29 protein-coding genes and 1 tRNA gene are annotated in these 25,218 nt (G+C 68.3%); 8 read left to right on the top strand and 22 right to left on the bottom strand.

Annotated elements, in window-relative coordinates:
* Positions 1-23: 23 nt before the first annotated feature.
* Positions 24-608: a hypothetical protein gene (locus tag ACNR9W_RS02280; protein WP_419269263.1), complete on the bottom strand. Its 585-nt coding sequence runs from the start codon at positions 606-608 to the stop codon at positions 24-26.
* 75 nt (positions 609-683) lie between these two features.
* Between ACNR9W_RS02280 and leuD the strand changes: the two genes are divergently transcribed.
* Positions 684-1,289: a 3-isopropylmalate dehydratase small subunit gene (gene leuD, locus ACNR9W_RS02275; protein WP_419269264.1), complete on the top strand. Its 606-nt coding sequence runs from the start codon at positions 684-686 to the stop codon at positions 1,287-1,289.
* The gene (locus ACNR9W_RS02270; protein WP_419269265.1) at positions 1,280-2,293 is read left to right on the top strand and encodes an endonuclease/exonuclease/phosphatase family protein; all 1,014 of its coding nucleotides are present in this window, start codon (positions 1,280-1,282) and stop codon (positions 2,291-2,293) included. The genes leuD and ACNR9W_RS02270 overlap by 10 nt, the downstream gene beginning before the upstream one ends.
* Here the strand turns inward: ACNR9W_RS02270 and ACNR9W_RS02265 are convergent.
* From ACNR9W_RS02265 to ACNR9W_RS02205, 13 genes are all read right to left on the bottom strand, one after another.
* Complete coding sequence (locus tag ACNR9W_RS02265; RefSeq protein WP_419269267.1) at positions 2,279-3,514, bottom strand: adenosylmethionine--8-amino-7-oxononanoate transaminase; 1,236 nt, start codon at positions 3,512-3,514, stop codon at positions 2,279-2,281. The two genes, ACNR9W_RS02270 and ACNR9W_RS02265, sit on opposite strands and share 15 nt — an antisense overlap.
* The gene (bioD, locus tag ACNR9W_RS02260) at positions 3,511-4,227 is read right to left on the bottom strand and encodes an ATP-dependent dethiobiotin synthetase BioD (RefSeq protein WP_419269268.1); all 717 of its coding nucleotides are present in this window, start codon (positions 4,225-4,227) and stop codon (positions 3,511-3,513) included. The genes ACNR9W_RS02265 and bioD overlap by 4 nt, the downstream gene beginning before the upstream one ends.
* Positions 4,212-5,345, bottom strand: coding sequence for an 8-amino-7-oxononanoate synthase (locus ACNR9W_RS02255; RefSeq protein ID WP_419269270.1), 1,134 nt, complete (start codon positions 5,343-5,345; stop codon positions 4,212-4,214). The genes bioD and ACNR9W_RS02255 overlap by 16 nt, the downstream gene beginning before the upstream one ends.
* A gap of 64 nt (positions 5,346-5,409) precedes the next feature.
* The gene (gene bioB / locus ACNR9W_RS02250) at positions 5,410-6,447 is read right to left on the bottom strand and encodes a biotin synthase BioB (RefSeq protein WP_419269271.1); all 1,038 of its coding nucleotides are present in this window, start codon (positions 6,445-6,447) and stop codon (positions 5,410-5,412) included.
* 74 nt (positions 6,448-6,521) lie between these two features.
* Positions 6,522-6,893, bottom strand: a complete 372-nt coding sequence (locus tag ACNR9W_RS02245) for a hypothetical protein (protein WP_419269272.1) — start codon at positions 6,891-6,893, stop codon at positions 6,522-6,524.
* Complete coding sequence (gene flhB / locus ACNR9W_RS02240; RefSeq protein ID WP_419269274.1) at positions 6,887-7,945, bottom strand: flagellar type III secretion system protein FlhB; 1,059 nt, start codon at positions 7,943-7,945, stop codon at positions 6,887-6,889. Before flhB ends, ACNR9W_RS02245 begins: the two co-directional genes overlap by 7 nt.
* Positions 7,946-7,956: 11 nt before the next feature.
* Complete coding sequence (locus tag ACNR9W_RS02235; protein WP_419269275.1) at positions 7,957-8,712, bottom strand: flagellar biosynthetic protein FliR; 756 nt, start codon at positions 8,710-8,712, stop codon at positions 7,957-7,959.
* A complete protein-coding gene (locus ACNR9W_RS02230; RefSeq protein ID WP_419269276.1) occupies positions 8,712-10,811 on the bottom strand; it encodes a flagellar biosynthesis protein FlhA in 2,100 nt (699 codons plus the stop codon). The genes ACNR9W_RS02235 and ACNR9W_RS02230 overlap by 1 nt, the downstream gene beginning before the upstream one ends.
* A complete protein-coding gene (locus tag ACNR9W_RS02225; protein WP_458478594.1) occupies positions 10,808-11,086 on the bottom strand; it encodes a hypothetical protein in 279 nt (92 codons plus the stop codon). The genes ACNR9W_RS02230 and ACNR9W_RS02225 overlap by 4 nt, the downstream gene beginning before the upstream one ends.
* Positions 11,083-11,949, bottom strand: coding sequence for a flagellar motor stator protein MotA (gene motA, locus ACNR9W_RS02220; protein ID WP_419269280.1), 867 nt, complete (start codon positions 11,947-11,949; stop codon positions 11,083-11,085). Before motA ends, ACNR9W_RS02225 begins: the two co-directional genes overlap by 4 nt.
* Positions 11,950-11,961: 12 nt before the next feature.
* Positions 11,962-12,504 (bottom strand): MotE family protein, encoded by a 543-nt coding sequence (locus ACNR9W_RS02215; protein WP_419269281.1) that lies wholly within the window; start codon positions 12,502-12,504, stop codon positions 11,962-11,964.
* Positions 12,497-12,850, bottom strand: a complete 354-nt coding sequence (locus tag ACNR9W_RS02210; protein ID WP_419269282.1) for a hypothetical protein — start codon at positions 12,848-12,850, stop codon at positions 12,497-12,499. Before ACNR9W_RS02210 ends, ACNR9W_RS02215 begins: the two co-directional genes overlap by 8 nt.
* Positions 12,847-13,320, bottom strand: coding sequence for a flagellar basal body-associated FliL family protein (locus ACNR9W_RS02205; RefSeq protein WP_419269283.1), 474 nt, complete (start codon positions 13,318-13,320; stop codon positions 12,847-12,849). Before ACNR9W_RS02205 ends, ACNR9W_RS02210 begins: the two co-directional genes overlap by 4 nt.
* Before the next feature lie 118 nt (positions 13,321-13,438).
* Between ACNR9W_RS02205 and fliF the strand changes: the two genes are divergently transcribed.
* The 4 genes from fliF to fliP are packed head-to-tail and all read left to right on the top strand — an operon-like array spanning position 13,439 to position 16,528.
* Positions 13,439-15,013 carry a flagellar basal-body MS-ring/collar protein FliF gene (gene fliF / locus ACNR9W_RS02200; protein ID WP_419269284.1) on the top strand — a complete coding sequence of 525 codons (1,575 nt, stop codon included), beginning with the start codon at positions 13,439-13,441 and terminating at the stop codon, positions 15,011-15,013.
* Positions 15,010-15,585 (top strand): hypothetical protein, encoded by a 576-nt coding sequence (locus ACNR9W_RS02195; protein ID WP_419269285.1) that lies wholly within the window; start codon positions 15,010-15,012, stop codon positions 15,583-15,585. The genes fliF and ACNR9W_RS02195 overlap by 4 nt, the downstream gene beginning before the upstream one ends.
* Positions 15,573-15,830: a FliM/FliN family flagellar motor switch protein gene (locus ACNR9W_RS02190; protein WP_419269286.1), complete on the top strand. Its 258-nt coding sequence runs from the start codon at positions 15,573-15,575 to the stop codon at positions 15,828-15,830. The genes ACNR9W_RS02195 and ACNR9W_RS02190 overlap by 13 nt, the downstream gene beginning before the upstream one ends.
* Positions 15,830-16,528, top strand: coding sequence for a flagellar type III secretion system pore protein FliP (fliP, locus tag ACNR9W_RS02185; protein ID WP_419269417.1), 699 nt, complete (start codon positions 15,830-15,832; stop codon positions 16,526-16,528). Before ACNR9W_RS02190 ends, fliP begins: the two co-directional genes overlap by 1 nt.
* Before the next feature lie 12 nt (positions 16,529-16,540).
* On the opposite strand, the gene dxs is transcribed toward fliP, so the two are convergent.
* The 6 genes from dxs to dapF form a co-directional block, all read right to left on the bottom strand.
* Positions 16,541-18,466, bottom strand: a complete 1,926-nt coding sequence (gene dxs, locus ACNR9W_RS02180) for a 1-deoxy-D-xylulose-5-phosphate synthase (RefSeq protein ID WP_419269287.1) — start codon at positions 18,464-18,466, stop codon at positions 16,541-16,543.
* A 25-nt stretch (positions 18,467-18,491) separates the two neighbouring features.
* Positions 18,492-19,355 carry a polyprenyl synthetase family protein gene (locus ACNR9W_RS02175; RefSeq protein ID WP_419269288.1) on the bottom strand — a complete coding sequence of 288 codons (864 nt, stop codon included), beginning with the start codon at positions 19,353-19,355 and terminating at the stop codon, positions 18,492-18,494.
* Positions 19,355-19,591 (bottom strand): exodeoxyribonuclease VII small subunit, encoded by a 237-nt coding sequence (locus tag ACNR9W_RS02170; protein ID WP_419269289.1) that lies wholly within the window; start codon positions 19,589-19,591, stop codon positions 19,355-19,357. Before ACNR9W_RS02170 ends, ACNR9W_RS02175 begins: the two co-directional genes overlap by 1 nt.
* Entirely contained in the window at positions 19,588-20,508 is a 921-nt protein-coding gene (locus ACNR9W_RS02165; protein WP_419269291.1) for a histone deacetylase family protein, read from the bottom strand. The genes ACNR9W_RS02170 and ACNR9W_RS02165 overlap by 4 nt, the downstream gene beginning before the upstream one ends.
* Before the next feature lie 75 nt (positions 20,509-20,583).
* Positions 20,584-21,837, bottom strand: coding sequence for a tRNA (N(6)-L-threonylcarbamoyladenosine(37)-C(2))-methylthiotransferase MtaB (mtaB, locus tag ACNR9W_RS02160; protein WP_419269293.1), 1,254 nt, complete (start codon positions 21,835-21,837; stop codon positions 20,584-20,586).
* Positions 21,834-22,676 (bottom strand): diaminopimelate epimerase, encoded by an 843-nt coding sequence (dapF, locus tag ACNR9W_RS02155; RefSeq protein WP_419269294.1) that lies wholly within the window; start codon positions 22,674-22,676, stop codon positions 21,834-21,836. The genes mtaB and dapF overlap by 4 nt, the downstream gene beginning before the upstream one ends.
* A 94-nt stretch (positions 22,677-22,770) precedes the next feature.
* Here dapF and ACNR9W_RS02150 point away from each other — a divergent pair.
* Positions 22,771-22,846 (top strand) — tRNA-Lys (locus ACNR9W_RS02150).
* A 143-nt stretch (positions 22,847-22,989) separates the two neighbouring features.
* Here the strand turns inward: ACNR9W_RS02150 and ACNR9W_RS02145 are convergent.
* Together ACNR9W_RS02145 and ACNR9W_RS02140 are read right to left on the bottom strand one after the other, a co-directional pair.
* Positions 22,990-23,631, bottom strand: a complete 642-nt coding sequence (locus tag ACNR9W_RS02145; protein ID WP_419269296.1) for a hypothetical protein — start codon at positions 23,629-23,631, stop codon at positions 22,990-22,992.
* Positions 23,632-23,782: 151 nt separating this feature from the next.
* Positions 23,783-24,508, bottom strand: a complete 726-nt coding sequence (locus tag ACNR9W_RS02140) for a hypothetical protein (RefSeq protein ID WP_419269298.1) — start codon at positions 24,506-24,508, stop codon at positions 23,783-23,785.
* A 299-nt stretch (positions 24,509-24,807) separates the two neighbouring features.
* On the opposite strand from ACNR9W_RS02140, the gene ACNR9W_RS02135 reads away from it, so the two are divergent.
* A complete protein-coding gene (locus ACNR9W_RS02135; RefSeq protein WP_419269299.1) occupies positions 24,808-25,191 on the top strand; it encodes a pore-forming ESAT-6 family protein in 384 nt (127 codons plus the stop codon).
* Positions 25,192-25,218 lie beyond the last annotated feature (27 nt).

Raw genomic sequence — 25,218 nt, 5'->3', positions numbered from 1 at the left:
ACACGGCGGCTGCGGCGGGCCCTTCAGGCCAGCCGACGCTGCCGCGTCCGGTGCCGCCGGCGCAGCAGCAGCAGCAGCGCGTTGACCGCGATCAGCACCAGACCCGCGTTCTCGAACAGGAAGTTGTTCGGAACGCCCAGGCTGCGGTCGCTGATCAGGAAGTCGAAATCGTGGATGCTGACCGCGCGCACCATGACAAAGCCCAAAAGCACCGTCAGCCCCAGCAGGGCCAGCAGGTTGCGCCGCAGGTTGCCGCGCAGCGCCTGCATCGCGCTGAACAGGCCCATCACCAGCAGCACCAGCAGCGCCCCGATGAACCCCGCCTGCACGAAACGGCGGTTCTCGTACCAGCCCTGCGACCAGGCCAGGCACCGGCCGACCTCGGTCAGCGCCGTCTGCAGGTCCAGCTGCTTGTTCAGGGCCAGAAAGCCCAGGATCAGCGTCAGCACCGCCCAGAAGGCCCGGCCGCGCCCAACCCCCGTGCCGCGCCAGACCGCCGCCGCCAGCAGCGCCGTCACCAGATAGACGGCCACGGTCACCCAACCGGTGACGTTCGGATCGCCGATCTCGGGCGCCCACCGTTCTGCCACGCAAGCCCACAGTCCCACGATCGCACCCCCTCCCGCAGCACCTAAAGTCCACACATTAGCGCGCCGGCCCACAGACAGGAAGACAAAGGAACCATGGACAAATTCACCAGCCTGACCGGCATCGCGGCGCCCATGCCGCTGGTCAACATCGACACCGACATGATCATCCCCAAGCAGTTCCTGAAGACGATCAAGCGCTCGGGCCTGGGCGTGAACCTCTTCGACGAGATGCGCTACGACCGCGACGGCCAGGAGATTCCCGATTTCGTCCTGAACCAGCCCGCCTATCGCGACGCGCAGATCCTGGTCGCGGGCGACAATTTCGGCTGCGGCTCCTCGCGCGAACATGCGCCCTGGGCGCTGCTGGACTTCGGCATCCGCTGCGTGATCTCGACCAGCTTCGCCGACATCTTCTTCAACAACTGCTTCAAGAACGGCATCCTGCCCGTCGTGCTGCCCCAGGACGCCGTCGATGCGCTGATGGAGGATGCGCGGCGCGGCGCCAATGCCCGCATCACCGTCGATCTGGAAAGCCAGACCGTCACCGCCTCGGACGGCACCAGCTTCGCCTTCGACGTGGACCCCTTCCGCAAGCACTGCCTGCTGAACGGGCTGGACGACATCGGGCTGACCATGGAAAAGGCCCCCGCCATCGACAGCTTTGAATCGCAGATGGCCCAGGCCCGGCCTTGGATCTGAGGGCGCTTGCCCTTCTGCTGGTGCTGGCGGGGCCGGTCTCGGCCCAGCCCCTGCGCCTGGCCACCTGGGATCCCGGCCTGACGCGCGACGGACCGGGGCTTCTGATGCGCGACATCGCCGCCCATGACCCGCAGGTCATGGCCGCCGCCCGCGTCATCGCGGCCTCCCATCCCGACGCGATCCTGCTGACCGGCTTTGACTGGGACCTGGACGGGCGCGCCCTGACCGGCTTTGCCGACCTGCTGGCCGAACTGGGCCACCCGATGCCGCATCGCTTTGCCGGGCCCGGCAACCGCGGCCTGCAGACCGGCCGCGACCTCGACGGCGACGGCCAGGCCGGAGAGGCGCGCGACGCCCAGGCCTTTGGCGACTTCACCGGGCAAAAGGGCCTGGCCCTGCTGTCGCGCCTGCCGCTGGGGGAGGTGACCGACCACAGCGCGACGCTCTGGCGCGACCTGCCCGGCCACCGCATGCCCGACCTGGATCATGCCGACATCCGCCGCCTGTCGGGCAGCGCCCATTGGGACATCCCGCTGCAGACCCCGGACGGGCCGCTGCACCTGCTGGCCTTCGCCGCCACCCCCCCGGTCTTCGAGCCGCAGAACGTCGCCCGCAACCATGACGAGGCCGCCTTCTGGATGCAGCACCTGCCCCAGGCGCCCTTCGCCGTCATCGGCAACCTGAACCTGGACCCGGCGGATGGCGATGGTGACCCGGCTGCGCTGCGGGCGCTGCTGACGGTCACCCAGGACCCGCAGCCGCGCGGTGCCTTCCAGCCGCCGCAGACCGGCCCCAATGCGGGGCACAAGGGCGACCCGGCGCTGGACACGGTCGAATACGACCGCCCGCCCGGCAACCTGCGGCTGGATTACATCCTGCCCTCGCGGGACCTGCGCGTCACCGCCTCGGGCGTTTTCTGGCCGGCGCCCGACGATCCGCTGGCCAAGCCGGTGGCCGCGGCCTCGCATCGCAAGCTGGTCTGGGTCGATCTAGACCTGGAATGAGGCGATGGCCCCCCAGGCCAAGTCCAAGTCAGCCTCCGTCACCCCATAGGGCGGCAGCACATAAACCGTGTTCCCCAGCGGCCGCAGCAGCACCCCCTCCTGCATCGAATGGGCGCGCATCCGGGGGCCGACCTCGGCCAGATAGCCCCCTTCGGGCACGACCAGGTCGATGGCGGCGATGGTCCCGCACTGGCGTGGCGCGGCAAACCGGTCGTCGCCGGCCAGTGCCGCCAGCCGCGCGGCCTGCATCGCCGTCAGCGCCTCCAGCCGCGCCTGCATGGGGGTGGACTGCCACAGCCGCACCTGCGCCAGGGCCGCCGCGCAGGCGATCGGGTTCGCGGTATAGCTGCTGGAATGAAAAAAGGTCCGCCGCCGGTCGGTCGACCGATGCGCCTCAAAGATCCGCGCGCTGGCCAGGGTCGCGGCCAGCGGCACGACGCCCCCGGTCAGCCCCTTGGAGGTGCAGAGGATATCGGGCGCGACCCCGGCATGATCACAGGCCCAGAGCCGCCCCGTCCGGCCCCAGCCCGTCATCACCTCATCCGCGATCAGCAGCACATCGTACCGGTCGCAGATGGCGCGCAGCCCGGCCAGCACCTCGGGGCCGTACATCCGCATGCCCCCCGCGCCCAGGACCAGCGGCTCCAGGATCAGCGCGGCCATCTGCCCGCCGGCCGCCAGCGCCTCGAAGGCCGCCAGCGTCGCCGCGCCGTCGCCTGTCGGAAAGGGCAGCCGGTCCACCGCGAACATCAGCGGGTCATAGGCGGCATTGAACACCCCCCGCTCGCCCACGCTCATCGTGCCGATCGTGTCGCCGTGATAGCTGTCCTCGATCACCGCGATCCGGTGCCGCCCGTCGCCCTCGTGCCGCCAGTATCCCAGCGCCATCTTCAGCGCGACCTCGACCGCCGTGGACCCGCTGTCGCTGAAGAACACATGCTCCAGCCCGGCGGGGGCCAGGTCCACCAGCGCCTCGGCCAGTTCCTCGGCCGGCTCATGGGTCAGGCCCGCAAAGATCACCTGGTCCAGGTGCCCGGCCGTGCGGCGGATCGCCTCCACGATCTCGGGCTGGTTGTGGCCATGCGTGACCACCCACCAGCTGCTGATCGCGTCCAGCAGCGGACCGCGATCGGTGTGGACAAAGGCCCCTTCGCTGCTCAGCGCACGCGGCGGCGCAGGCTCGGTCCCGTGCTGGAAAAAGGGATGCCAGACCGCGCTCATGCGAAATCCGCCCTCTCAAAGTTCCGGGCCATCGCCTCGGCCAGCGTCGCGCGGTCCAGGTCCGGCAGGATCGGCAGCCGGCCCAGCACCCGCACCCGTCCCAACTGCCCGATGGTTGCCATGTTGTCGTCGTTCGGGTCGCCTACGAAGGCCACGCCATGCACCGGCACCTCCCGCGCCCGCAGGCTTTCCAGCGCCGTCAGGCTGTGGCTGATCGTGCCCAGCCCGGTCGAGGCGACCAGCACGACCGGGATCTGCCAGCGCGCGAACAGATCGGCATAAAGCACCTGCCGCGTCACGGGGACCAGAACGCCCCCCGCCCCCTCGATCACCAGCGGATCGGCATCGGGCGGCGTCAAGGCATCCATGTCGATGGTGACGCCCTCCAGCTCGGCCGCGCGATGCGGCGACAGCGGCTCGCGCAACATCCAGGTCTCGGGATGGCCGGGGGCGCCCGACAGGCGCGCGACCTCGGCCCGGTCGCTTCCGGGCTGCGCAACATCGGTTAACGATGCGGGCGTTGTCGGTGCACGTCCGGTGTACGCGCCGTGACTGCCCGGTGCCTCGCCTGTGCGGCCCGGATTGGGGACATTGCCCGCCAGCCCGGACTGCACCGGCTTCCAGTAGCTGGCCCCGATCAGCCCGCACAGTCCGGCGGCAAAGACCGTCTTGCCGACATCCGTTCCCGTCCCCGTGATCACAAATCGGGCCATAGTTCCTCCAGCACCTCCGCCAGGCGGATCACCTCCGCCCGCGTGACATTCAGCGTCAGCGAGACCCGCAGCCGCGACGTTCCCTCCGGCACGGTCGGCGGACGGATCCCCCGCACGTCAAAGCCCCGCGCCTGCACCTGCGCCGCCAAGGCCATCGTCTGGGCATTGGGTCCCACGATCAGCGGCACGATCTGGCTGCCGCTCAGCGGCACCTGCGGCAGGCGGGCCGCCATCTCGGCCCCGAAGGCCGCCACATGGCCCTGCAACTCGTCGCGCCGCCACGGCTCGTCCTGCAGGATCGCCAGCGCCTCCCGCCCCACCGCCGCCATCAGGGGCGAGGGCGCGGTCGCAAAGATGAACGGACGGCAGCGGTTGATCATGAAGTCGATCAGGCACTTGGCCCCGCAGATCAGCGCCCCGGACCCGCCCAGGGCCTTGCCCAGCGTGTGCAGCGTCAGGACATTGTCCCGCCCCTCCAGGTGATGGGCCAGGCCGCGCCCCTGCGGCCCAAAGACCCCGGTCGCGTGCGCCTCGTCGACCAGCAGGAACCCGTGCCGATCGGCCAGCGCCGCCAGTTCGTCCAGCGGCGCGACATCGCCGTCCATGCTGTAGAGGCTCTCGACCGCGATCCAGACCGCGCCGGTGTTCCCCGCCTCGCGCCAGCCCGTGATCACATCCTCCGCATGCCCCACGTCGCCGTGCCGAAAGGTCCTTACTTCCGCCCGCCCGGCCCGCGCCCCCTCATGCGTGCTGGCATGCGAAAGCGCATCCATCACCAGCAGGTCGCCCCGCTGCGGCAGCGTCGTGATCACGGCAAAATTCGCCACATAGCCGCCGCCGAACCCCAAGGCCGCGCCGGCCCCGAAGAACCGCGCCGCCTCCTCCTCGAAAGCCTCCTGCTCGTCCGTGTTCCCGCGCAGCAGACGCGACCCCGCCGCCCCCACCGGAACACCCCGCGCCAGCGCATCGGCGGCAGCCGCGACCAGCCGCGGCGACTGCGCCAAGCCGATATAATCGTTGGAGGAAAAGTCCAAACCCTGTCGCGGCGCAAGGCGCCTCAACCGGCTTTCGGCCGCCAGCCCGTCAAGGTTCTGCCGATAGTTTGCCAAACGGTCCAAGGCGAGCTGCACCCTCTTCTCTCTCTAAACCCCGGGGGTCCGGGGGCGATATCCCCCGGAACTCTCAGCGCAGGATCGGGATCGCCGGATCGTGCTGCACCCTCTCGACCGTGGGTTCGGGCATGTGCTCGTGCACCTGCATCGGCTGCAAACCCAGCTTGGCGAACAGCCGCATGTCGGCCTCCTCCTCCGGGTTGTCCTTGGTCAGCAGCGTGTCGCCCACGAAGATCGAGTTGGCACCTGCGAAAAAGCACATGGCCTGCATCTCGTCCGACATGGCCGTGCGGCCGGCCGACAGGCGCACATGGCATTTCGGCATCATGATCCGGGCGGTTGCGATGGTGCGCACGAAATCGATCGGATCGACCGGCGCGGCATCTTCCAGCGGCGTGCCTTCGACCGGGATCAGCATGTTGATCGGCACGCTGTCAGGCGGCTCGGGCAGGTTGGCCAGCGTCACCAGCATGTCCACCCGGTCCTGCTGCCCCTCGCCCAGGCCCAGGATGCCGCCCGAACAGACCTTGATCCCGCTCTTGCGCACGTTTTCCAGCGTCTCCAGCCGGTCGGCAAAGCTGCGCGTCGTGATCACCTTGCCATAATGGGATTCCGAGGTGTCGATGTTGTGGTTGTAGTAATCCAGACCGGCCTCGGCCAGCTGCCGCGACTGCTGCGGGTCCAGCATCCCCAGGGTCATGCAGGTCTCCATGCCCAGGGCCTTCACGCCTTCGATCATGGCGATGATCTGCGGCATGTCGCGCTCCTTGGGGCTGCGCCAGGCGGCACCCATGCAGTAGCGGGTCGCCCCCGCGTCGCGCGCACGCCGGGCTTCGGCCAGGACCCGCTGGACCTCCATCAGCTTGGAAGCCGAGAGGCCCGAGTCGTGGCGGGCCGACTGGCTGCAATAGGAACAGTCCTCGGGGCAGCCGCCGGTCTTGATCGACAGAAGGCGGCTCATCTGCACCCGGTTCGGGTCGAAATGGCGGCGATGGACGGTCTGGGCCTGGAACAGCAGGTCCATCAGCGGCTGGTCGAAGATGCGCCGCGCCTCGGCCGCGGTCCAGATCTCGCGGTGCTGGTCGGTGTTCGGATCGCTGTGCAGCATGGCTCCCCCTCGGCATGTTGCCCGTCCGTAGCATTCCGCGAAAGCTCTGTCCAATCCTGCGCCGGGGCCCCTGCTCAGAACCGCTCCTGCCGGCGGCGCTGTTCCTCGTCCTGCCCCAGGCCCAGCAGCACCTCTGCGCGGCCGAACTCGCGCGCGGCCTGCCGGCGGGCGATCTCGAAGCCGGGCAGGATGCGCTGCAGTTGGCTGTCCGCATGGCGCAGCTCGCGCGCTGCGCGGCCTGCCTGGGCATTGGCCACCCGCGCCTCGGCCAGGGACAGGGGGGCCATGCTGTCATAGCTCTGCGCCAGCGATACCTGCAGGGCCTCGACCCGCTGACGCGCCGCCGTGACATGGGCATTGTAGGCCGCAAAGGTCTTCAGCTGCCGCTCCGCCTTCAGCCGCGCAATCCGCTCCAGCTGCGCAAGCTGTTTCGCCTTGTCTACCATCCTGTTCTCGCTTTCTGGCGCATCGTTTCGGCAAAGCGGATCGCCGCCGCGACGGCCGCGAAATGTTCGCGGGCAATCTCGTCACCGACCTTGACGGCCGCATGGATGGAACGGGCGCAGGGCGGATCCGACCAGATCGGAACGCCCGCCTCGGTCGCCTTGGCGCGGATGCGGGCGGCGACATCGTCCGTTCCCTTGGCCACGCAGACCGGCGCCCGCCCCGAGCCGCGCTTCCATTGCAGCGCGACCGCGTAATGCGTCGGGTTCACGATCACCACATCCGCCCCGGCCACGTCCGCCAGCATCTGCTTCATGACCACGTCCACCGCACGCTGGCGACGGGCCGCCTTCATATGGGGGTCGCCCTCAGAATCCTTGAACTCGTCCTGCATCTCCTGGCGGCTCATGCGGTTCTTGCGGCGGTGGTCGAACCACTTCCACAGGATGTCCGGCAGGGTGAACAGGACCGAAACCGCCAGTCCCAGAACCAGCACCTGCCCCAGGATCGCGCCCAGGGCCGTCGTCCACCGCTCGCCCCCCATGGCCGAGGCCGCGATCCGGTCCAGAAGCCGCATGAACAGGAACCAGCCGCCGACGCAGACCAGCACGGACTTGCCGACCGAAATGGCAAAGCTGACCAGGCCGTCGGACCCGAACTTCTGGGCGGCGTTCTTCAGCGGGTTGATGCGCTTGATGTCCGGGGCCAGCTTTTGCGGCGACAGGATCAGGCTGCGCGTGGCGACCATGCCCAGAAGGATCGCCACGATCAGCAGCATGGCCAGCGCAAGTGTCGCGATCCCCGCATGGGCCGCCAGATCCAGGGCCAGGTGCGAAGGGTCCGCAGGCCAGTCCTCGGCTCCCATCACCCGCGTCGCCATGGCCAGCCACTGGCGCACGGCGAAACCTGCCGCCACGGTAAAGGCCAGCACCGCCCCCAGATACATCATCGCGCCGTTCAGCTCGGTCGAGCGGGGGATGTCGCCCTTTTCCCGCGCCCGTTGCAGCTTCTGCTCGGACGCGTCGAACTGCTTGTCGTCCTGATCCTCGCTCATCGTGTCTTCCCTCAGGGGGCTGCGGGCAGCATGAAGCCCAGGACCGCGTCGGCCCAGATGCCGACCAGCATGGGCGCCAGGACCGCAAGCCCGGCCAAGGCCAGGAACACCGATGCCGGGGCCCCGATGAAGACCACCGGCAGGGCGGGCATCACGCGGTTGATGACCCCCGACAGCGCCTGATAAAGAAATCCGCCCAGGGTGAAGGGCGCGGCCAGCATCATCGCCAGCAGAAAGCTGTCACGAACGACCGCCACGACCCCCCAGGCCAGGGTCTCGACCGGCGGCAGCATGGCCGGCGGCCACAGGCGCAGGCTGTCGGCCAGCAGCTCGACCAGCATCATCGGCAGGCCCATGGCCATCAGCAGGGCGATCCCGGCCAGGTGCAGCATGTTTCCGACCGGATGCGGTGCGGCCTCGTTCTGGATGCCCATCATCTGCGACAGCGACGCGGTCGCCGCGATCGCGGTCGTGGCGATGTCGATCGCCAACGCCAAAAGCCGCAGCAGCGCCCCCGTTGTGAAGCCCAGAAGCATCTCTGGCACGATCTCGACCATGATGCCGATAGGCTGGTCCGGCATCATGCGCAGGGGGACACCAGCAGCAAGCAGCGGGGACAGCGCCAGGGCGATGGCGACCTTGACACGGGCCGGGATGACCCGCTCGCCCAAGCCCGGCAGGATCAGCACGCAGGCCTGGATGCGCAGGTAGACCAGCACCAGTGACCAGTCCAGACCCGGAAAGATCGCCTGAAGCTGGCCCCACATCATGCCGCCTCGATGGTTCCCAGCAGCCGCAGTTCGGCCTCCGGGTCGACCTCCTCGAGGCCCAGGACAGGCACCGCCATCCCGTTTGCCCCCAGCACGGCGCGGATCATGCGGCGCCGGTGGTCGGGTGCGACGATGACGGTCCGAGGCACCGGATCGGCCAGGGCCAGCGCCTTGCGCACGGCCTCCAGCAGCTTCTTGGACAGGCCCGGCGTCATCGCGCCGCCTCCGACGCGCCCGGTCTCGCTGTCCGCGCGGACGAACTCGGCCTCCCAGGCGGGATGCAGCTGCAGGGCGGCGACGCGACCGGCCTCGTCGGCGTATTGCTGGGTGATCTGTCCCCGCAGCCGCTTGCGCACCAGTTCATAGATCGTTTCGGCCGAATCGACGTGGCGGAATTCGCAGATGGCATCGACGATCAGCGGCAGGTTCCGGATGGATATCCGCTCCTCCAGCAGGGCGCGCAGGATGGCCAGCAGCGTTTCCGGCGTGACCTTGTCCGGAATCATGCTGTCGAAATACTTGCGATAGCGTTCAGCGCGCGTGCTGTCGGACAAGGTTTTCAACTCCTCGATCTGGCGCTGCATCGCGCCCAGGGTCAGCAGCGTCGGTAGGTTGGCTTTCACCACTTCCATCAGGTGCGTCGACAGGACCTCCATGGGGGTCACCACCGTTGCGCCCATGGTGGCCGCCTCTTCCTGGTCCGCAGGCTGGATCCAGCGGGCAGGGCTGGCATAGACGGGCTCGCGTACGCTGATGCCCCGCAGCTCCGTCAGCAGCGCGTCGGGACCAAGCGCCAGGATCTGGCCGGGATGCAGGCTGCCACGACCGCGAACGACGCCTTGGATGCGGATCTGGTAGTCGCCGGGCGGCAGGTCGTCGGTATCGGTGATGCGCACATCCGGCAGCACGACGCCAAAGCTGCGCGCGATGTGGATGCGCAGGTTGTTGACCCGGCTGCCCAGACCGCGGGCCTGGTCCAGCGCGATCAGGATCAGGTCGGTTCCGATCTCGACGCTGATGTCGTCCGTGTCCAGCACGTCGCCCATGCGGGCGGCGGGTCGGGCTGCGGCCTCATCCGCAGCAAGCTCGGGCAGCGCCTCGGCGGCGCGAATGGCGCGGCGCGCGATCTGCCAGGCAATGGCCATCATGGCCAGCGCGATTCCCAGGAACAGCATCCGCGGCATGCCGGGCACGAACGAGATCACCACCATCGCCCCACCGACCATGGCCGCCGGTTGCCAGCTGCGGGTGAATTCGGATGACAGCAAATTCGCGGTCGTATCGGTCGCACCACCCCGCGACAGCAGCAATGCTGCTGCCATAGAGGTGATCAGTGCAGGGATCTGGCTGACCAGCCCGTCGCCGATGGTCAGGTGCGAATAGGTGGCCGCGGCCTCGGCCAGCGGCATGCCGTGGACGGTGATGCCCACGGCCAGCCCGATGCACAGGTTGATCAGGGTGATGACGATGCCCGCCACCGCATCGCCCTTGACGAATTTCGACGCGCCGTCCAGCGAGCCGAAAAAGCTGATCTCGCGGCTTTCCTGGATCCGGCGACGCTTGGCCTCGTGATGATCGATGGCGCCCGCGTTCAGGTCGCCGTCGATGGCCAACTGCTTGCCGGGCAGCGAATCCAGCGCAAAGCGCGCCGCCACCTCGGCCATCCGCCCCGAGCCCTTGGTGATCACCATGAAGTTGACCACCGAGATCACCGCGAAAACCGTGATGCCGACCAGGATCGAGCCGCCCGCGACAAAGTCGGCAAAGCCGTTGATCACATGGCCGGCGGCCTCCTTGCCATTCTGCCCCTCGGTCAGGATGAGCCGGGTCGAGGACACGTTCAGCGACAGCCGGATCACCAGGCTGACCAGCAGCAGCACCGGAAAGGCCTGAAAGTCTGTGGGCTTCTCCACCAGCGACGCCATCACCAGGACCAGCGTCGCCATGGCGATCGACACCGCGATCCCGAAGTCCAGAACGCTTGCGGGCAGCGGGATGACCAGAGAGATCACCACCAGCACCAACCCACCCGTCACCAGCAGCGGGGCGTCCAGATATTTGTGCGCCTTGCGCGCGGGGCCGGCGACCGGGGTCATCGGCCTGCCTCCGGTGCCGCGCCCGCCGGACGCAGCAGGTCGTCGAGCGGCCAGGGGCGGTCTGTCAGCAACCCGATCCGGCGCAGCAGCGCGATGGCGCGAATGCGGTCGGCGCTGTCCATCTGCATCAGGGTCACCCGGTAGTCGCGGGGCAGCCCCTCCCCGCTGAGCAGCCAGCCCGAGGCAGCCTCGGCGAAGGGCTCGAAGGCGGGGGCCGAGGCGCCGCCGGTGCCAAGGGCCGTCACCAGGAACAGGATGCCGATGGCTGTCATCACGCGGCCTTCTTCAGCTCGCGCAGCGCGCTTTCCAGGGTGTCGAAACTGGGGCGCACATGTTCGGGAACCGTCTGCCGCCCCACTTCCACGCAAAGCGTGGTCGCGTGCTGGTGCAGGCCCGCCACCAGGACCGACTTGATCACGTCGTAAAATCCAAGGTCCTGCTTGACCACGGCGCCAAGGCGGTTGGCCAGCGGCGCCACGAAGCCATAGGACAGGAAGACGCCCAGGAAGGTGCCGACCAGCGCGCCGCCGATCATCTTGCCCAGAACCGCGGGCGGCTGGTCGATCGAGCTCATGGTCTTGATCACGCCCAGCACCGCCGCGACGATGCCAAGCGCCGGCAGCGCATCCGCCATGTTCTGCAGCGCATGGGGGACATGCATCTCCTCCTCGCGCAGGATGGCGATGCGGCGCGACAGCATGTCCTCGACCTGGTAAGGATCGTCGTAGTTCAGGCTGGCCGACCGCATCGTGTCGGCGATCAGCGAGACGACGTTGTGTTCGGCCGCCAGGCGCGGATAGGCGGTGAAGATCGGCGACTCGGCCGGGTTCTCGATATGCTGCTCCAGCGCCACCGGGTTTTCGCGCGCGATCTTGAGCAGCTGGAACATCAGGCACAGCACGTCCTGGTGATCCTGGGGCGTCCATTTCGGCCCCTTGAAGGCGCGGATCAGCCCGGGCAGCGTATGTTTCAGGACATGTGTGTCGTTGCCCAGAAGATAGGCCCCCACGGCGGCCCCCATGATCATCATCATCTCGAAGGGCAGCGAATGGAGGATGACCCCCATCTTGCCCCCCGCCAGCAGATAGCCGCCGAACACCATGGCGAGCGTGACGAAAATTCCGACGAAACCGAACATGGCTGCTAGTCCTTATGGGGTGCGGACGCTGCGCGCGCCCATCTGGGCGGTCAGCAGCGCGGCTTGGCGAGGTTCGACCGCGGCGATGATGCGGGCACCGGTCTCGGGCTGGACCCTCATGAGGATCTCGGCCGCGAAATCGGCAGGAAGATTGGTCAGGACGGCGGCCGCCTCGGCGGGCTTCATCTGGTCATAGACCGCGATCAGGCGGTCGATGTCGCTGCGAACGGCTTCGGATTTCCCGTCCTGGCGGGCGCGGATGCTGCCCTTCTGGCTGCGCAGTTCCTCGAGCCGCTGGCGCAGGGTCGTCTCGGCCGTGGCCAGGTCCGCCTTGCGGGTGTCGATGGCGGCCATGTAGCGCTCGATCCGCAGGGCCCGGTCGCGCAGCTCCTCGGCAAGGGCGACGGCTTCGGGAACATCCCCGCAGCCCTGCAGAAGATCCGACGGCCCGGCGACGGCGGCGAAAAGGCGTGACAGGTCGCGGCCCTGCACCATCAGCGCGAGGCCAGGCAGCGCAAAGGCCAAGGCCAAGGCGGGCAAGAGCGGCTTAGCCATGGGCCACCTCGGCACGCTTGCGCAATCTGCGCGCGGTCGTGGCGGGCGGCGGCGATTCCGCCGCAGCGATCCCGATGCGCTGGCGAAGGTCCCAGATGGCGCGTTCGCGGCGGGCGGTCTCGATCTCGTCGGCCAGACGTTCACTTGCGGCATTCGCCTCGTCCCGGGCGGAGCGGATCGCCTGTTCCAGCCGGTCGACCTCGGCCGCCATGATGGCGATCGCCCCGCCCAGGCCGCTTTCCAGGTCGTTCAGCTTGCGCAGCCGGTGGGTCAACGACACGCAAAAGCCCGCAAGGCCCAGACAGGCCAGGACCAGCATGGCCTGCAGCATATGTTCCAAGGTCATTTGAAGCGAAACTCCGTGATCAGCAGGTCCTTGACCGGCTCTTCGCCCAGGACGAAGCGCGTGCGGGTGACCAGTTCCGCGCGGATCACTTCCAGCACCCCGCGCTTGTCATAGGCGTCTGGATCGACGCCCGAGAGAAAGGTCGTGAAGGCGTCCGAGACGCGCGGCATCAGGTGCCGGACATCGGCCGCGTGGCTGGCGTCGGTCTCGATCGTCGCCGCCAGGACCAGGCTGCGCGCCCGACCTCCGGGAACGACGATCTCGACCCTCGGGACGTCGATGAATTCGACCGCCGCATGGGCGGTCTGGGGTTCGGCGGCGGGCTCGGCCATCAGGCCGGCCGGTGACCAGAGGCCCAGATAGGTCGAGGCGAAGCCGCCGCCGCCCAGCAGCAGGGCGGCCGCGATCGGGACCAGCAATCCCTTTTTGCCCCGTGGGGTTTCGGCTGCATCGGCCACTGCTTCGGTCATCGTGATTCTCCGTCCTGACAAGACGGAAATATCAGGTTGCGACTAACCAATTCTTAATGCCGACCATGTCATCCAAGGGTCAGAACGACGACGACGCGCTGATTCGAAAGGAACGGTTTTGCAAAAACTGCAGGACTACTGGAACGAGCGAAGCTCACAACAGCGGATGATCCTGGCCGGCGCCTTCCTGGCGGTCTTCCTTGCGGTCTCGGGATTTGCGTGGCTGGCCAACCGGCCCAGCATGGCGCTGATCTATGGCGGGCTGGATGCGGCGCAGGCCGGCGAGGTGATCGCCGGCATAGAGCGCGCCGGCGTGCCCTATGAGGTTCGCGGGGATGCGATCTGGGTCGAGGCCGGACAGCGCGACCGACTGCGGATGGACCTGGCCGCGCAGGGCCTGCCCGCTGCCTCCAGCACCGGATACGAGCTGCTGGACGGCATGTCGGGCTTTGGCACCACCTCGCAGATGTTCGACGCGGCCTATTGGCGCGCCAAGGAAGGCGAGCTGGCGCGCACGATCCTGGCCCTGCCGAATGTCCAGACCGCCCGCGTGCACCTGGCGATCGAAACCGGCCGCGGCTATCGGCGCGACCAGAACGGCAGTGCTTCGGTCACGCTGACCACCTCGGGTCAGGCGATCAGCCGCGACCAGGCGGCGGCCTTGAAATACCTGATCTCCTCGGGCGTGCCGGGGATGCAGCCCGAGCGGGTGACGGTGATCGATTCGCAGCGCGGGATCATCTCGGCCACCGAGGATCAGACCGGCGCCGACCGCGCCGCCGAGATGAAGCGCAATGTCGAGCGTATCCTTGAACCCCATGTGGGCGTCGGCAATGCGATCGTCGAGCTGAACCTGGACCTGGTCACCGACACCGAAATGCTGACCGAGCAGCGCTTTGACCCCGAACAGCGGGCGCTGATCTCGACCGTAACCGAGGAAACTTCGGACCAGAGCAACTCGACCGGCACGGGGGCGGTGACGGCGGCCTCGAACCTGCCGGACGCGCAGGAGCAGCCGGGCGACAAGAGCCAGTCGAACCGGTCGGAAAACCGCCAGCAGTCGAATTACGAGGTCAGCCGTGTCACGCGCGAGGTGTCGCGCCAGCCCGGCTCAACCCGCCGACTGACGGTCGCGGTGCTGGTCAACGGGGCCGCGCAGGTGAACGCCCAAGGGGAGAGCACCTTGGTCCCGCGTTCGGAGGACGAGCTGACCACGCTGCGCGAACTGGTGGCCTCGGCCGTTGGATATGACGAGGCGCGGGGCGACCTGATCACTATCAAGTCCCTGCCTTTCGCGGCCTTGGGTGAAGGCGGGACGCTGGCCCGGCCCGGGCTTCTGGACCGTCTGGCGCTGAACGACCTGGCGCGCATCGCGCTGGTGGGGATATTTGCGCTTGCCATCATCATGGCGGTCCTTCGCCCGGTCCTGCGGGCTCGCGCAGCGCCCGTGCCGCTTCTGGACAACAGGCCCGCCCCCGCGCCGACCGCGGCGCTGACCGGCACCATCGAGGACCCCGGCACCCCGCTGCCGCAGGAGGCGCGGTTTGCAGCCTCGGCCGCGCCGGAGCCGCCGCAGCTGTCCCTGCCCCCCGCCGATCCCGTCGCACGCCTGAAAAGCATGATGCGCGAACGGCATGACGAAAGCGTCAAGATCCTCTCCGGCTGGATCGACAACAAGGAGAAAGTGAATTGAGCCTTGCGATGTTCAGGCTGGAATCCTTTTCCAGCGCCGTGGTGGACCGAGGGGCAGAGGTCACCTTTTCCCGACAGGATCTGGACCAGGCCTATGCCGAGGGCTTCGCAGAAGCCCGCGCCCAGTCCCGCGACGAGGATCTGCGGACCTTGGGCGACAGCCTGGAACGGCTGGCGGCCAGTCTCTCCGATGACGACACCCGCCGCAACCGGATGCGCCAGGAGGCGGTCGAGGCACTGGGTCCCATTTTAACGCAGATCCTGGACATCATGGCTCCGCCCTTGGCCTCGCGGCGCCTAGAGGAGGCGCTGCGGGTCGAACTGGACCGCCTGGCGCAACGCAGCAGCACCCTGACCGCGCGGATCGCCTGCAGCGACCGCCTGCGACCGCTGGTCGAGCGTTGTCTGGAGCACAGCGGCCTTGCGGGCATCGAGATCGATGCCACGCCGACCGACAGGATCACGGTCACGGTCGCCGGCGGCCGCATCGAGCTGGCGCCCGAGGCCATCGCCGCGCAGATCCGCGCCCTCATCACCGAAATCAAGGAAGACGGCACCTCATGGACCCATTGAGCCACCTCATCGACACCGACACCATCCAGGTCGAGGTCACCATCCGCCTGGGGCGGACGCGCCGCACGGTGGCGCAGCTTTCGGCCCTGCGGCCCGACGACGTGCTGATCCTGGACCAGGCCATCGAAGACGGAGTCGAGATCTGCGTCGGCGACAAGGTCATCGCGCGCGGCGAACTGACGGGGGACGGCAGCAATGGGGATCGCCTCTGCGTGCGCGTCCTGGGGGCGACGGGGGCGCCGTGATCCGGCTTGCGATCCTGGTGGCGGCAGCGCTGCTGCCTGTGCCGGCGCTGGCACAGGAGCTTGGCGATGCCCTGGGCGCCGGCCTGGGCGACAACGCGGTCCTCATCGTGCTGGGGCTGACGGCCCTGTCCCTGGCCCCGGGCATCGCGATCATGGTGACCGCGTTTCCGTTCATCGTGACGGTGCTGTCCATCCTGCGTCAGGCCATCGGGCTGCAGCAGGCACCGCCGAACATGCTGATCGTCAGCCTGGCGATATTTCTGACCTGGTTCATCATGGACCCGGTCCTGCGCGAGGCTTGGCAGGTCGCGGGCCTGCCCCTGCAGGAGGGAAGCATTGGCATCGCCGAGGCCTTCCAGCGCGGGATCGTTCCGTTCCAGAACTTCATGATGGCCCGCGTCGATCCCGATACACTGGCCACTTTGGCGGAGATCGCCCCGGGCGCGGGTGATCCCGACCGGCTGTCGGTCCTGGTCCCGTCCTTCATGCTGTCCGAGATCCAGCGCGCCTTCGAGATCGGGTTCCTGATCGCCCTGCCCTTCCTGATCATCGACTTGGTCGTGTCCGCGGTGTTGATGTCGATGGGCATGATGATGGTGCCACCGGTCGTGGTGTCGCTGCCCTTCAAGCTGGCCTTCTTCGTCACGGTGGACGGGTGGGGCATGATCGCGGGCGCGCTGGTGCGCAGCTATGGCTGACGGACGCGCCGGTCAGGCCGGATCGGCGCGCCGGGTCTTCAGCTGCTCGACCCCCATCAGGGACAGGACCTTGGCCTCGATATGCTCGGCATTCAGGGCCGAGGTGTCGTACATCGCACGCGGGGCATCGTGATCCACGAAAGCATCCGGCAGCACCATCGAGCGGAACCGCAGACCGCTGTCGAACACACCCTCCTCGGCCAGAAGCTGCGCGACGTGGCTGCCGAAACCACCGACGGCGCCCTCCTCGATGGTGATCAGCGCCTCATGCGTGCGGGCCAGGTTCAGGATCAGGTCCCGGTCCAGCGGCTTGGCGAAACGGGCATCCGCAACCGTCGGCGAAATGCCGCGCGCCTGCAGCGCCTCGCGCGCCGCCATGACCTCGGAAAGGCGCGTCCCGAAGGACAGGATCGCCACCCTCTGGCCTTCGGCGATCATCCGACCCTTGCCGATGGGCAGGACCTGACCGCGCTCGGGCATCTCGACACCGGTGCCCTCGCCGCGCGGAAAGCGGAAGGCGATGGGGCCGCTGTCATGGGCGGCGGCGGTCGCAACCATATGCACCAATTCGGCCTCGTCGGCGGCCGCCATCAACACGAAGCCGGGGAGGTTCGCCAAAAAGGCGATGTCATAGGCCCCGGCATGGGTGGGGCCGTCCTGGCCCACCAGCCCGGCCCTGTCGATGGCAAAGCGGACCGGCAGGTTCTGGACCGCCACGTCATGCACCACCTGGTCATAGCCGCGCTGAAGAAAGGTCGAGTAGATCGCGCAGAAGGGCTTCATCCCTCCCGCGGCCAGACCGGCCGAAAAGGTCACCGCATGCTGTTCGGCAATGCCCACGTCAAAACACCGGCGCGGAAAGCGCTGCGCGAACTGCTTCAGGCCCGTGCCGTCCGGCATGGCGGCGGTCACGCCCAAGATCTTGTCATCCCGCGCCGCCTCGTCGATCAGCGCCTTGGCGAAGACGGCCGTATAGCTGGGCGCGTTCGACTTGGCCTTGGCCTGCACGCCAGTGATCACGTCGAATTTGCCGGTGGCGTGGCCACGGTCGGCCGCGGTCTCGGCGGGGGCATAGCCCTTGCCCTTCTTGGTCACCACATGGATCAGCACCGGCCCATCCGCACGCGCCTTGACCGTGCGGAACAGCGGCAGCAGCAATTCCATGTCATGGCCGTCGACGGGACCGACATAGGAAAAGCCCAGTTCCTCGAACAGGGTGCCGCCGATGGTCATGCCCTTCAGCATTTCCTTGGCGCGGCGGGCACCTTCCTGCAGGCTGCTCGGCAGCATGCCGACCGCGCCCTTGGCCACGGCTTTCAGTTCCTGGAACGGCCCGCCCGCATAAAGCCGCGTCAGATAGGAGGACATCGCGCCCACCGGCGGCGCGATCGACATCTCGTTGTCGTTCAGGATCACGAACAGGCGCTTGCCCTCGTGCCCGGCATTGTTCAGCGCCTCGTAGGCCATGCCCGCGCTCATCGCGCCGTCGCCGATCACCGCGATCGCGTCCCCCGGATCGCCGCCCAATTCGCGCGCCATGGCAAAGCCCAAGGCCGCACTGATGGATGTGGACGAGTGACCCGCTCCGAACGGGTCATAGGGACTTTCGGCGCGCTTGGTGAAGCCGGCCAGCCCGCCCCCGGTGCGCAGCGTGCGGATGCGGTCGCGGCGCCCGGTCAGGATCTTGTGCGGATAGCACTGGTGGCCCACATCCCAGATGATCTTGTCGCGCGGCGTGTCAAAGACGGCATGCAGCGCCACGGTCAGTTCGACCACGCCAAGGCCCGCGCCCAGATGCCCCCCCGTGACGCTGACGGCGCTGATCGTCTCGGCCCGCAGCTCGTCAGCCAGCTGCGACAGGTCGTGATCGCTCAGCGATTTCAGGTCGGACGGCAGCGAGATGCGGTCCAGCAACGGCGTCTTGGTTTGATCGGTCATGGCTGGCCCTCCTCGGGGCGGGCGTTCAGGTGTCGCGCTCGATAACGAAACGCGCAAGCTCGTGCAAGTTTCCGGCTTCTTGACCATAATCGGACAGGGCCGCATCGCTGACGGCGACAAGACGCCGCGCCTCGGCCCGCGCACCGGCCAGCCCCAGCAGCGAGACAAAGGTCGCCTTGCCGGCCCCCGCATCCTTGCCCACGCGCTTGCCGGTCACGGCCTCGTCGCCGGTGACGTCCAGGATGTCGTCGGTGATCTGGAACGCCAGCCCGATCGCGTCGGCGTAACGGTCCAGCCGCGCCGGATCCTGCCCCGCGATCAGCGGGCCCGCGGTTGCGGCAAAGCGGATCAGCGCGCCGGTCTTGCCGCCCTGCAGCCGGGTGATCGCAGCCAGGTCCAGGGGCACGCCGGCGCTTTCGGCGGCGATGTCCAGCGCCTGGCCCCAGACCATCCCCTCGGCCCCTGCCGCACGGGCCAGCGCCGCGACCAGCCGCAGGCGCGCCTCGGCACCGCCGATGCGGGGGTCGGCCAGCAACTGGAAGGCCAGCGTCTGCAGCGCATCGCCCGCCAGGATGCCGGTGGCCTCGCTCCACCTGACATGGACGGTGGGCTGGCCGCGCCGCAGGTCGTCGTCATCCATGGCCGGCAGATCGTCATGGACCAGGCTATAGGCATGCAGCGCCTCGATCGCCGCCGCGGCGGGCAGCGCCGCCTGGTCCGCAACCCCGTGCAGGCGGGCCGATTCCATGACCAGGAAGGCGCGCAGCCGCTTGCCGCCGGTGACGGCATAGCGCATCGCATCGGCCAGCTCGCCGGCGGGCAGGGCGCCGATGGCGCGGTCCAGCTCGGCCTGAACCAGGGCCGCGACCTCGGCCAGGCGGTCGCGCATCAAAGACCCTCGGCCGGCTCGGTCCCGGTGGGCTGGCCGTTGGCGGCCAGCGTGATCTTCTCGACCCGCTCCTCGGCCTCGCGCAGGCGGGCCTCGCAATGCGCGCGCAGGGCCGCGCCCCGTTCATAAAGCGCGATGGAGTCCTCCAGCGTGGCTTCGCCGGTCTCCAGCTTGCCGACGGTCGCCTCCAGCTCGCGCATGGCCTCCTCGAAGGAGAGGGTCTTGATATCGCTCATTCTGCGGCCTCCATCAGCGTCTTCACATGGGCCCGCACCGAGCGTCCCAGAGCCGGCAGATCATAGCCACCTTCCAGGCAGGATACCACCGGTGCCCCGCAGGCCGCCGCCATGTCGCAGATGGCCCCGGTGATGGCGGCAAAGTCGTCCTCGTCCCAGTCCAGCTGCGCCAGCGGATCGGCCGCATGGGCATCGAATCCGGCCGAGACGATCACCAGCTGCGGACGATGCGCCCGCGCCTGCGCCAGGATGTCGCCCCAGGCCGCCCGCGCCAGCGACCCGTCCGATCCCGGAGCCAGCGGCGCGTTCAGGATCTGCCCATGCGCGCCGGTTTCCGAGGCCGCGCCCGTGCCGGGATAAAGCGGCATCTGGTGGCTGGAGGCGAAAAAGGCGCGCGGCTCGTTCCACAGCAGGTCCTGCGTGCCATTGCCGTGATGAACGTCGAAATCCAGCACCGCCACCCGGTCCAGCCCATGATGATCCAGCGCCCGCTTGGCGGCGATGGCGACGGTGCCCAGCAGGCAAAAGCCCATCGGCGTCTCGCGCTCGGCATGATGTCCGGGCGGGCGCATGGCGACGAAGGCGGTGGTCGCCGCGCCCGCCAGCACGGCATCGACCGCCGCGCAGGCCCCGCCCGCCGCCCGCAGCGCAGCCTCCAGGCTGCCCGGCGACTGATAGGTATCGGGATCGAGCATGCGCATCCCCTGCTCCGGCGTCCCGGCGCGCAGGTCCGCCAGATAGGATGCCGGGTGGCAGCGCAGCACATCGGTGTCGTCGGCCAATGGCGCCTCGCGCCGATCCAGGTCCAGCCCGTCCAGCGCCGCCAGCACGGCGGCGTGGCGGGCGACCTGCTCGGCATGGCCGGGCGGCGTCTGGTGGGCCGCCGCGCTGTCATGGGTATAGAGGATCGTCGTCATCTGGCCCCTCCTGCCGGAATTCGGCCAAGGCTAGGCCGCCGCCACCGAGGGCCGCAACCCCCGGATTGCCGCGGTTCAGGCGGTCAGCCGCGCCCCGTCCTGCCCCATGATGCGCAGGTCCATCAGCGCCCCCTCGGGCTGGTCGGCGGCAAAGGAGACTTCGGTGAACTGCTCGGTCCGGCCCATGCGCGGCCCCTCGGTCAGCACGCGATGGGTCCGGCCCACCTGCGCCTGCAGGTGACGCTGCAGCGCCGCGTCGCCGGCCGCACGCAGCCGCGTCGCACGGTCGCGGATCGCAGGTCCCTTGACCGCCGGCATCCGGGCCGCCGGCGTCCCCTTGCGCGCCGAATAGGGAAACACGTGCAGGAAGGTCAGGCCGCAATCCTCAACCAGCTTCAGGCTGTTGTCGAACATCGCCTCGGTCTCGGTCGGAAATCCCGCGATGATGTCGGCGCCAAAGACCATGTCCGGGCGCAGCCGCCGCGTCTCTTCGCAAAAGGCGATGGCGTCGTCGCGCAGGTGCCGGCGCTTCATCCGCTTCAGGATCATGTCGTCGCCCGCCTGCAGGGACAGGTGCAGATGCGGCATCAGGCGCGGCTCGGTCGCGATGGCCAGCATCAGGTTCTCGTCCGCCTCGACCGAATCGATCGAACTGATCCGCAGGCGCGGCAGGTCCGGCACCAGCCGCAGGATGCGCATGACCAGGTCGCCAAGCCGCGGCGTGCCCGGCAGGTCGGCGCCCCAGCTGGTCAGGTCGACGCCGGTCAGCACGACCTCGTTGAAGCCGCGACCGACCAGGCGCTTGATCTGCTCGATCACCACGCCCGCAGGCACGCTGCGCGAATTGCCGCGGCCAAAGGGGATAATGCAGAAGGTGCAGCGGTGATCACAGCCGTTCTGGACCTGCACATAGGCTCGGTGACGGCCAAAGCCGTCGATCAGGTGGCCTGCGGTTTCCCGCACCGACATGATGTCGTCCACGACGACCTTTTCCGTCTCGCCGATCAGGTCGGGGGCGCGCAAGCTGGCCCAGGTGGCGGGCTGCATCTTCTCGTGGTTGCCGATGACCTTGGTCACCTCGGGCATGGCAGCAAAGGTCTCGGGCTCGGTCTGGGCGGCACAGCCGGTGACGATGACGGGGACGCCCGGGTTCTCGCGCGACAGGCGGCGGATTTCCTGCCGGGCCTTGCGGACGGCCTCGGCCGTCACCGCGCAGGTGTTCACGACCACGGCGCCCGACAGGCCCGCAGCCTCGGCCATCTCGCGCATGGCCTCGGTCTCATAGGCGTTCAGGCGGCAGCCGAGGGTGGAAAAGACCGGCGCGCTCATGTCGTCGCACCGGCGGCCAGCCAAGCCGGATCCAGCGTGCCGCGGAACACCAGGGCAGTCGGCCCCTCCATCCAGACGCCGTCGTCGCGCCAGTCGATCAGCAACTGCCCGCCCGGCACGTTCACCCGCACGCGCCGATCCGTCAGGCCCCGCCGCGCCGCCGCCACCACCGCCGCACAGGAGCAGGAGCCCGAGGCCAGCGTGATGCCGGTGCCGCGTTCCCAGATTCGCAGGACGATCTCGTCCCGCGACAGGACCTGCACGACCTCGACATTGGTGCGCTGCGGATAAAGGGGGTGATGTTCGTGCGCCGGACCGAAGACCGTCAGATCGACGGCCTCGGCATCCGGCACGAAAAAGGTCAGGTGCGGATTGCCCATTCCCGTGGCCACCGGATCGCCTTTGATCGGCAGATGGTCCAGATCCACCTTTCGGGCCAAGGGAACGCCCTGCCAGTCCAGCACCGGCGGGCCCATGTTCACGCGCGTCAGGCCGTTCCCCGCATCTTCGGCCAGCAGCAGCCCGTGATCGGTGCGCAGCCGCAGCCTGCGGGCGCCGGTTTCGTCCATCAGCAGGCGGGCGATGCAGCGCGTGGCATTGCCGCAGGCCGCGCTGAAGGACCCGTCCGCGTTCCAGAAGACCAGTCGCGCATCGGCATCGGGCGCATCCTCGATCCCGGCCAGCTGGTCGAACCCCACCCCTTGATGGCGGTCGGCGATGCGCGCAACCAGATCCGCGTCAGGACGTGCAAGTCCCCCGCGCAGATCGAGAACAACGAAATCATTGCCCAGCCCGTGCATTTTCAGGAAGGGCAGGCCAGTGGAGAAAGCTTGCGTCATGGCCGCGATATAGGCCCGGGGAAATGATTCCGCCAGAGAGTTCGTTTTTTGGGTTGACGCCACCCGGCACCCCCCCTAGGTAACGCCTCGTGTTGGGCCCATAGCTCAGTTGGTAGAGCAACTGACTTTTAATCAGTGGGTCACAGGTTCGAATCCTGTTGGGCTCACCACTGTATCCTCTTTGGCTGCGTTGGCAGATAATTTGCCGGGATATCCGGAAGTTGACCGGCGTTGCCTGGTCAGACCTCCCTACCAGCCGGCATGAAAAAACCGGGCGCGAGGCCCGGTTCTTCATGTCACGCATCAACGCCTATCAGCCGTCTTTGCCGCCCGTTTCTGCGCCGCCATCGGCCTCGGTTCCGCTACCGCTCGGGACCGGCAGGGCAGCGTCGGCGGGGATGGTCTGCTCGACCGGGTCGGTGTCCACGCCATCGGTCGAAGCGGTGGGTGCCGTGATGGGCACATCCTCCTGCCCGCCGAAGTCGGACGAGGCAGGTGTCTCGGTGGCAGGTTCGTCACCGTCCGTCGCGGCCCCGGGCTGGGCATCCAGGTTCGGAGCGGCGCCCTCGGTCATGCTGGCCGGCGCTGCCGTTTCGGCAGGCTGTGCACTGGGCTCGACCCCGTCCACCATCATCAGCCGGGCGTCCGCGCTGTTGAACACCATTTCAGTCGGCAGACCCGCACGCTCCGCTGTGACGCGCACGGCCTCGCCTTCACGGGTGACCACGACATTTTCATAGCCCTGCTCGGACAGCCCGTCGATCACCTGCTGGTCCGTCTCAACGCTGGCCAGTTCGGGGAACTGAACCCCTTCCATCGTCGTGATCGACGGGTCAGCCGCCACGTCGGACGCATTGTCGGTGATGGCGGTCTGGGCGATCGACGCGGTTGCCATCAGCGTGGCCAGAGCAGCGGCCTTGCCGCCAAGCTTCAGGGTCTGGATCGGATTGATCATTCTGTCTCTCCTCAACTGGGTGCGGCAGCCGTGCCGCGATTCGGAGACCAACCATCAAGGAACCGCCCGGTTCGATCACATCTCCGTCACGTCGGTGGAACGAAAAAGAGGCCGGGCTGATGCCGCGGCCTCTTTCCCCTGGGGTGCAAGATCAGCCGTTGGTGCCGCTGTCGGCATCAGCACCGTCAGCGCCGCTGCTGTCGCTGTCGCTGTCCGCACCATCCGTGTCCGCGCCATCCGTGCCGGCGCCGTCCGTATCCGCGCCACTCGTGTCGGCGCCATCGGGACCCGTATCCGCGCCGGTATCCGCATCCGCATCCGTGCCGACATCGCTGCCGCCGGTCCCTGCCTCGGTGCCGGTGCCGTCGGTGGCGGCATCCGTTTCGCTGTCATCGGTGATGCCGTCGGTCGCGGCATCCTCCGCAGCGGCCGCGGGCGTTGCGGTATCGGCCGTGGTTCCGGTCGCCGTGTCACCGGCCGAGGTGCCGCCGGCAGCCGGACGCGTCTCGACGCCGTCAACCGAGATCAGGCGGCCGTTGGCGGTGCTGTAAACCAACTCGATCGGAACGGCCGCACGCTGCGCGGTCACGGTCAGGATCGGCCCCTCGCGGCTGATGACCACGTCCGAATAGCCCTGCGCGATCAGGGTTTCGGCGATCATCTCATTGTTTTCCATGCTGTCGAGGCGGGGATAGTCGCTCTCCAGCACGAAGCCGCCCGAGGGCTGCGTCTCCAGCGCCTGATCGGGCACCACGACGGTGTTCCCCTGCGGCGTGTCGATGGCAGTGGTCTGGGCCATGGCGGTGGTCGCCAGCAGCGCGGCGGTGGCGGCGACCTTGCCGCCGATCAGAAGGGTCTTGAACGAGGACGTGAGCATGTCAGTTCTCCATGATTCGATTGATGCTTCAACGCTTGGACAAGCTGCCCGGGTTCCAAGGCGACGCGCGCTGCCACGCGGACGTGAAGCATCCTTTCACCGCATCGTGTGCCCCGACGGCCTTCCGGCGGGTCCCCGGGCCGGAACCTGCCGACAAGGCCACTCCGGAACGGCGCATCTGGGCAAGGATCTGCCGTCCCCTTGAGCCGCGTTCATCTGCGCGGGCCATTCCCGGCGGTTCCGCCTAGCTGTGCCGGACGCGCCCCCCGGCGCAGCCATGACGGAAAAGGAGAAATCGCATGATCCGGCATATCGCAGTCGTTCTGGGCCTTGGCCTGGCCGCACCCGCAGCAGCCCAGGTTGCCGAAGCCCCCACCGACGGCGCGGCGAATTACGAAGCCGCCCGCAATCAGCTGGGCATCTTGAAATACTGCAACCAGGAAGGGTTCACCGGACCGGAGGCCGTGGCCACGCAGACCCAGCTGATCGGGATGATCGAGCCGGGCGATGAGCAGGCCGGCGCCACCGCCGAAGAAAAGGGCACCCAAGGCACCGTCGCCGTGGGCGAGGCCGAAGTCTCTCTGGCACAGGCCGCCGAGAACCAGGGCAGCAGCGTCGAGGCGACCTGCAAGCAGATCGAGGCCGCCGTGAACGAGGTGGCGCCCGGACTGCCCGCCGGCTGAGGCCGAAGGCGACCGTGACATCCGTGC

The organism is Paracoccus sp. T5, assembly GCF_048538155.2.
In the GTDB taxonomy this organism is placed as follows: Bacteria; Pseudomonadota; Alphaproteobacteria; order Rhodobacterales; family Rhodobacteraceae; genus Paracoccus.
Note: the sequence above shows the minus strand (reverse complement) of the source record. Positions and strands in the feature narration are given on the sequence as shown.

Bases quoted from the DNA above. Each gene is read 5' to 3' on its own strand.
- leuD (WP_419269264.1), top strand. From the start codon at position 684: ATGGACAAATTCACCAGCCTGACCGGCATCGCGGCGCCCATGCCGCTG.
- ACNR9W_RS02265 (WP_419269267.1), bottom strand. From the start codon at position 3,514: ATGAGCGCGGTCTGGCATCCCTTTTTCCAGCACGGGACCGAGCCTGCG.
- bioD (WP_419269268.1), bottom strand. From the start codon at position 4,227: ATGGCCCGATTTGTGATCACGGGGACGGGAACGGATGTCGGCAAGACG.
- bioB (WP_419269271.1), bottom strand. From the start codon at position 6,447: ATGCTGCACAGCGATCCGAACACCGACCAGCACCGCGAGATCTGGACC.
- ACNR9W_RS02245 (WP_419269272.1), bottom strand. From the start codon at position 6,893: ATGGTAGACAAGGCGAAACAGCTTGCGCAGCTGGAGCGGATTGCGCGG.
- flhB (WP_419269274.1), bottom strand. From the start codon at position 7,945: ATGAGCGAGGATCAGGACGACAAGCAGTTCGACGCGTCCGAGCAGAAG.
- ACNR9W_RS02235 (WP_419269275.1), bottom strand. From the start codon at position 8,712: ATGTGGGGCCAGCTTCAGGCGATCTTTCCGGGTCTGGACTGGTCACTG.
- ACNR9W_RS02230 (WP_419269276.1), bottom strand. From the start codon at position 10,811: ATGACCCCGGTCGCCGGCCCCGCGCGCAAGGCGCACAAATATCTGGAC.
- motA (WP_419269280.1), bottom strand. From the start codon at position 11,949: ATGTTCGGTTTCGTCGGAATTTTCGTCACGCTCGCCATGGTGTTCGGC.
- ACNR9W_RS02215 (WP_419269281.1), bottom strand. From the start codon at position 12,504: ATGGCTAAGCCGCTCTTGCCCGCCTTGGCCTTGGCCTTTGCGCTGCCT.
- ACNR9W_RS02210 (WP_419269282.1), bottom strand. From the start codon at position 12,850: ATGACCTTGGAACATATGCTGCAGGCCATGCTGGTCCTGGCCTGTCTG.
- ACNR9W_RS02205 (WP_419269283.1), bottom strand. From the start codon at position 13,320: ATGACCGAAGCAGTGGCCGATGCAGCCGAAACCCCACGGGGCAAAAAG.
- ACNR9W_RS02190 (WP_419269286.1), top strand. From the start codon at position 15,573: ATGGACCCATTGAGCCACCTCATCGACACCGACACCATCCAGGTCGAG.
- dxs (WP_419269287.1), bottom strand. From the start codon at position 18,466: ATGACCGATCAAACCAAGACGCCGTTGCTGGACCGCATCTCGCTGCCG.
- ACNR9W_RS02175 (WP_419269288.1), bottom strand. From the start codon at position 19,355: ATGCGCGACCGCCTGGCCGAGGTCGCGGCCCTGGTTCAGGCCGAGCTG.
- ACNR9W_RS02170 (WP_419269289.1), bottom strand. From the start codon at position 19,591: ATGAGCGATATCAAGACCCTCTCCTTCGAGGAGGCCATGCGCGAGCTG.
- ACNR9W_RS02165 (WP_419269291.1), bottom strand. From the start codon at position 20,508: ATGACGACGATCCTCTATACCCATGACAGCGCGGCGGCCCACCAGACG.
- mtaB (WP_419269293.1), bottom strand. From the start codon at position 21,837: ATGAGCGCGCCGGTCTTTTCCACCCTCGGCTGCCGCCTGAACGCCTAT.
- dapF (WP_419269294.1), bottom strand. From the start codon at position 22,676: ATGACGCAAGCTTTCTCCACTGGCCTGCCCTTCCTGAAAATGCACGGG.
- ACNR9W_RS02145 (WP_419269296.1), bottom strand. From the start codon at position 23,631: ATGATCAATCCGATCCAGACCCTGAAGCTTGGCGGCAAGGCCGCTGCT.
- ACNR9W_RS02140 (WP_419269298.1), bottom strand. From the start codon at position 24,508: ATGCTCACGTCCTCGTTCAAGACCCTTCTGATCGGCGGCAAGGTCGCC.
- ACNR9W_RS02135 (WP_419269299.1), top strand. From the start codon at position 24,808: ATGATCCGGCATATCGCAGTCGTTCTGGGCCTTGGCCTGGCCGCACCC.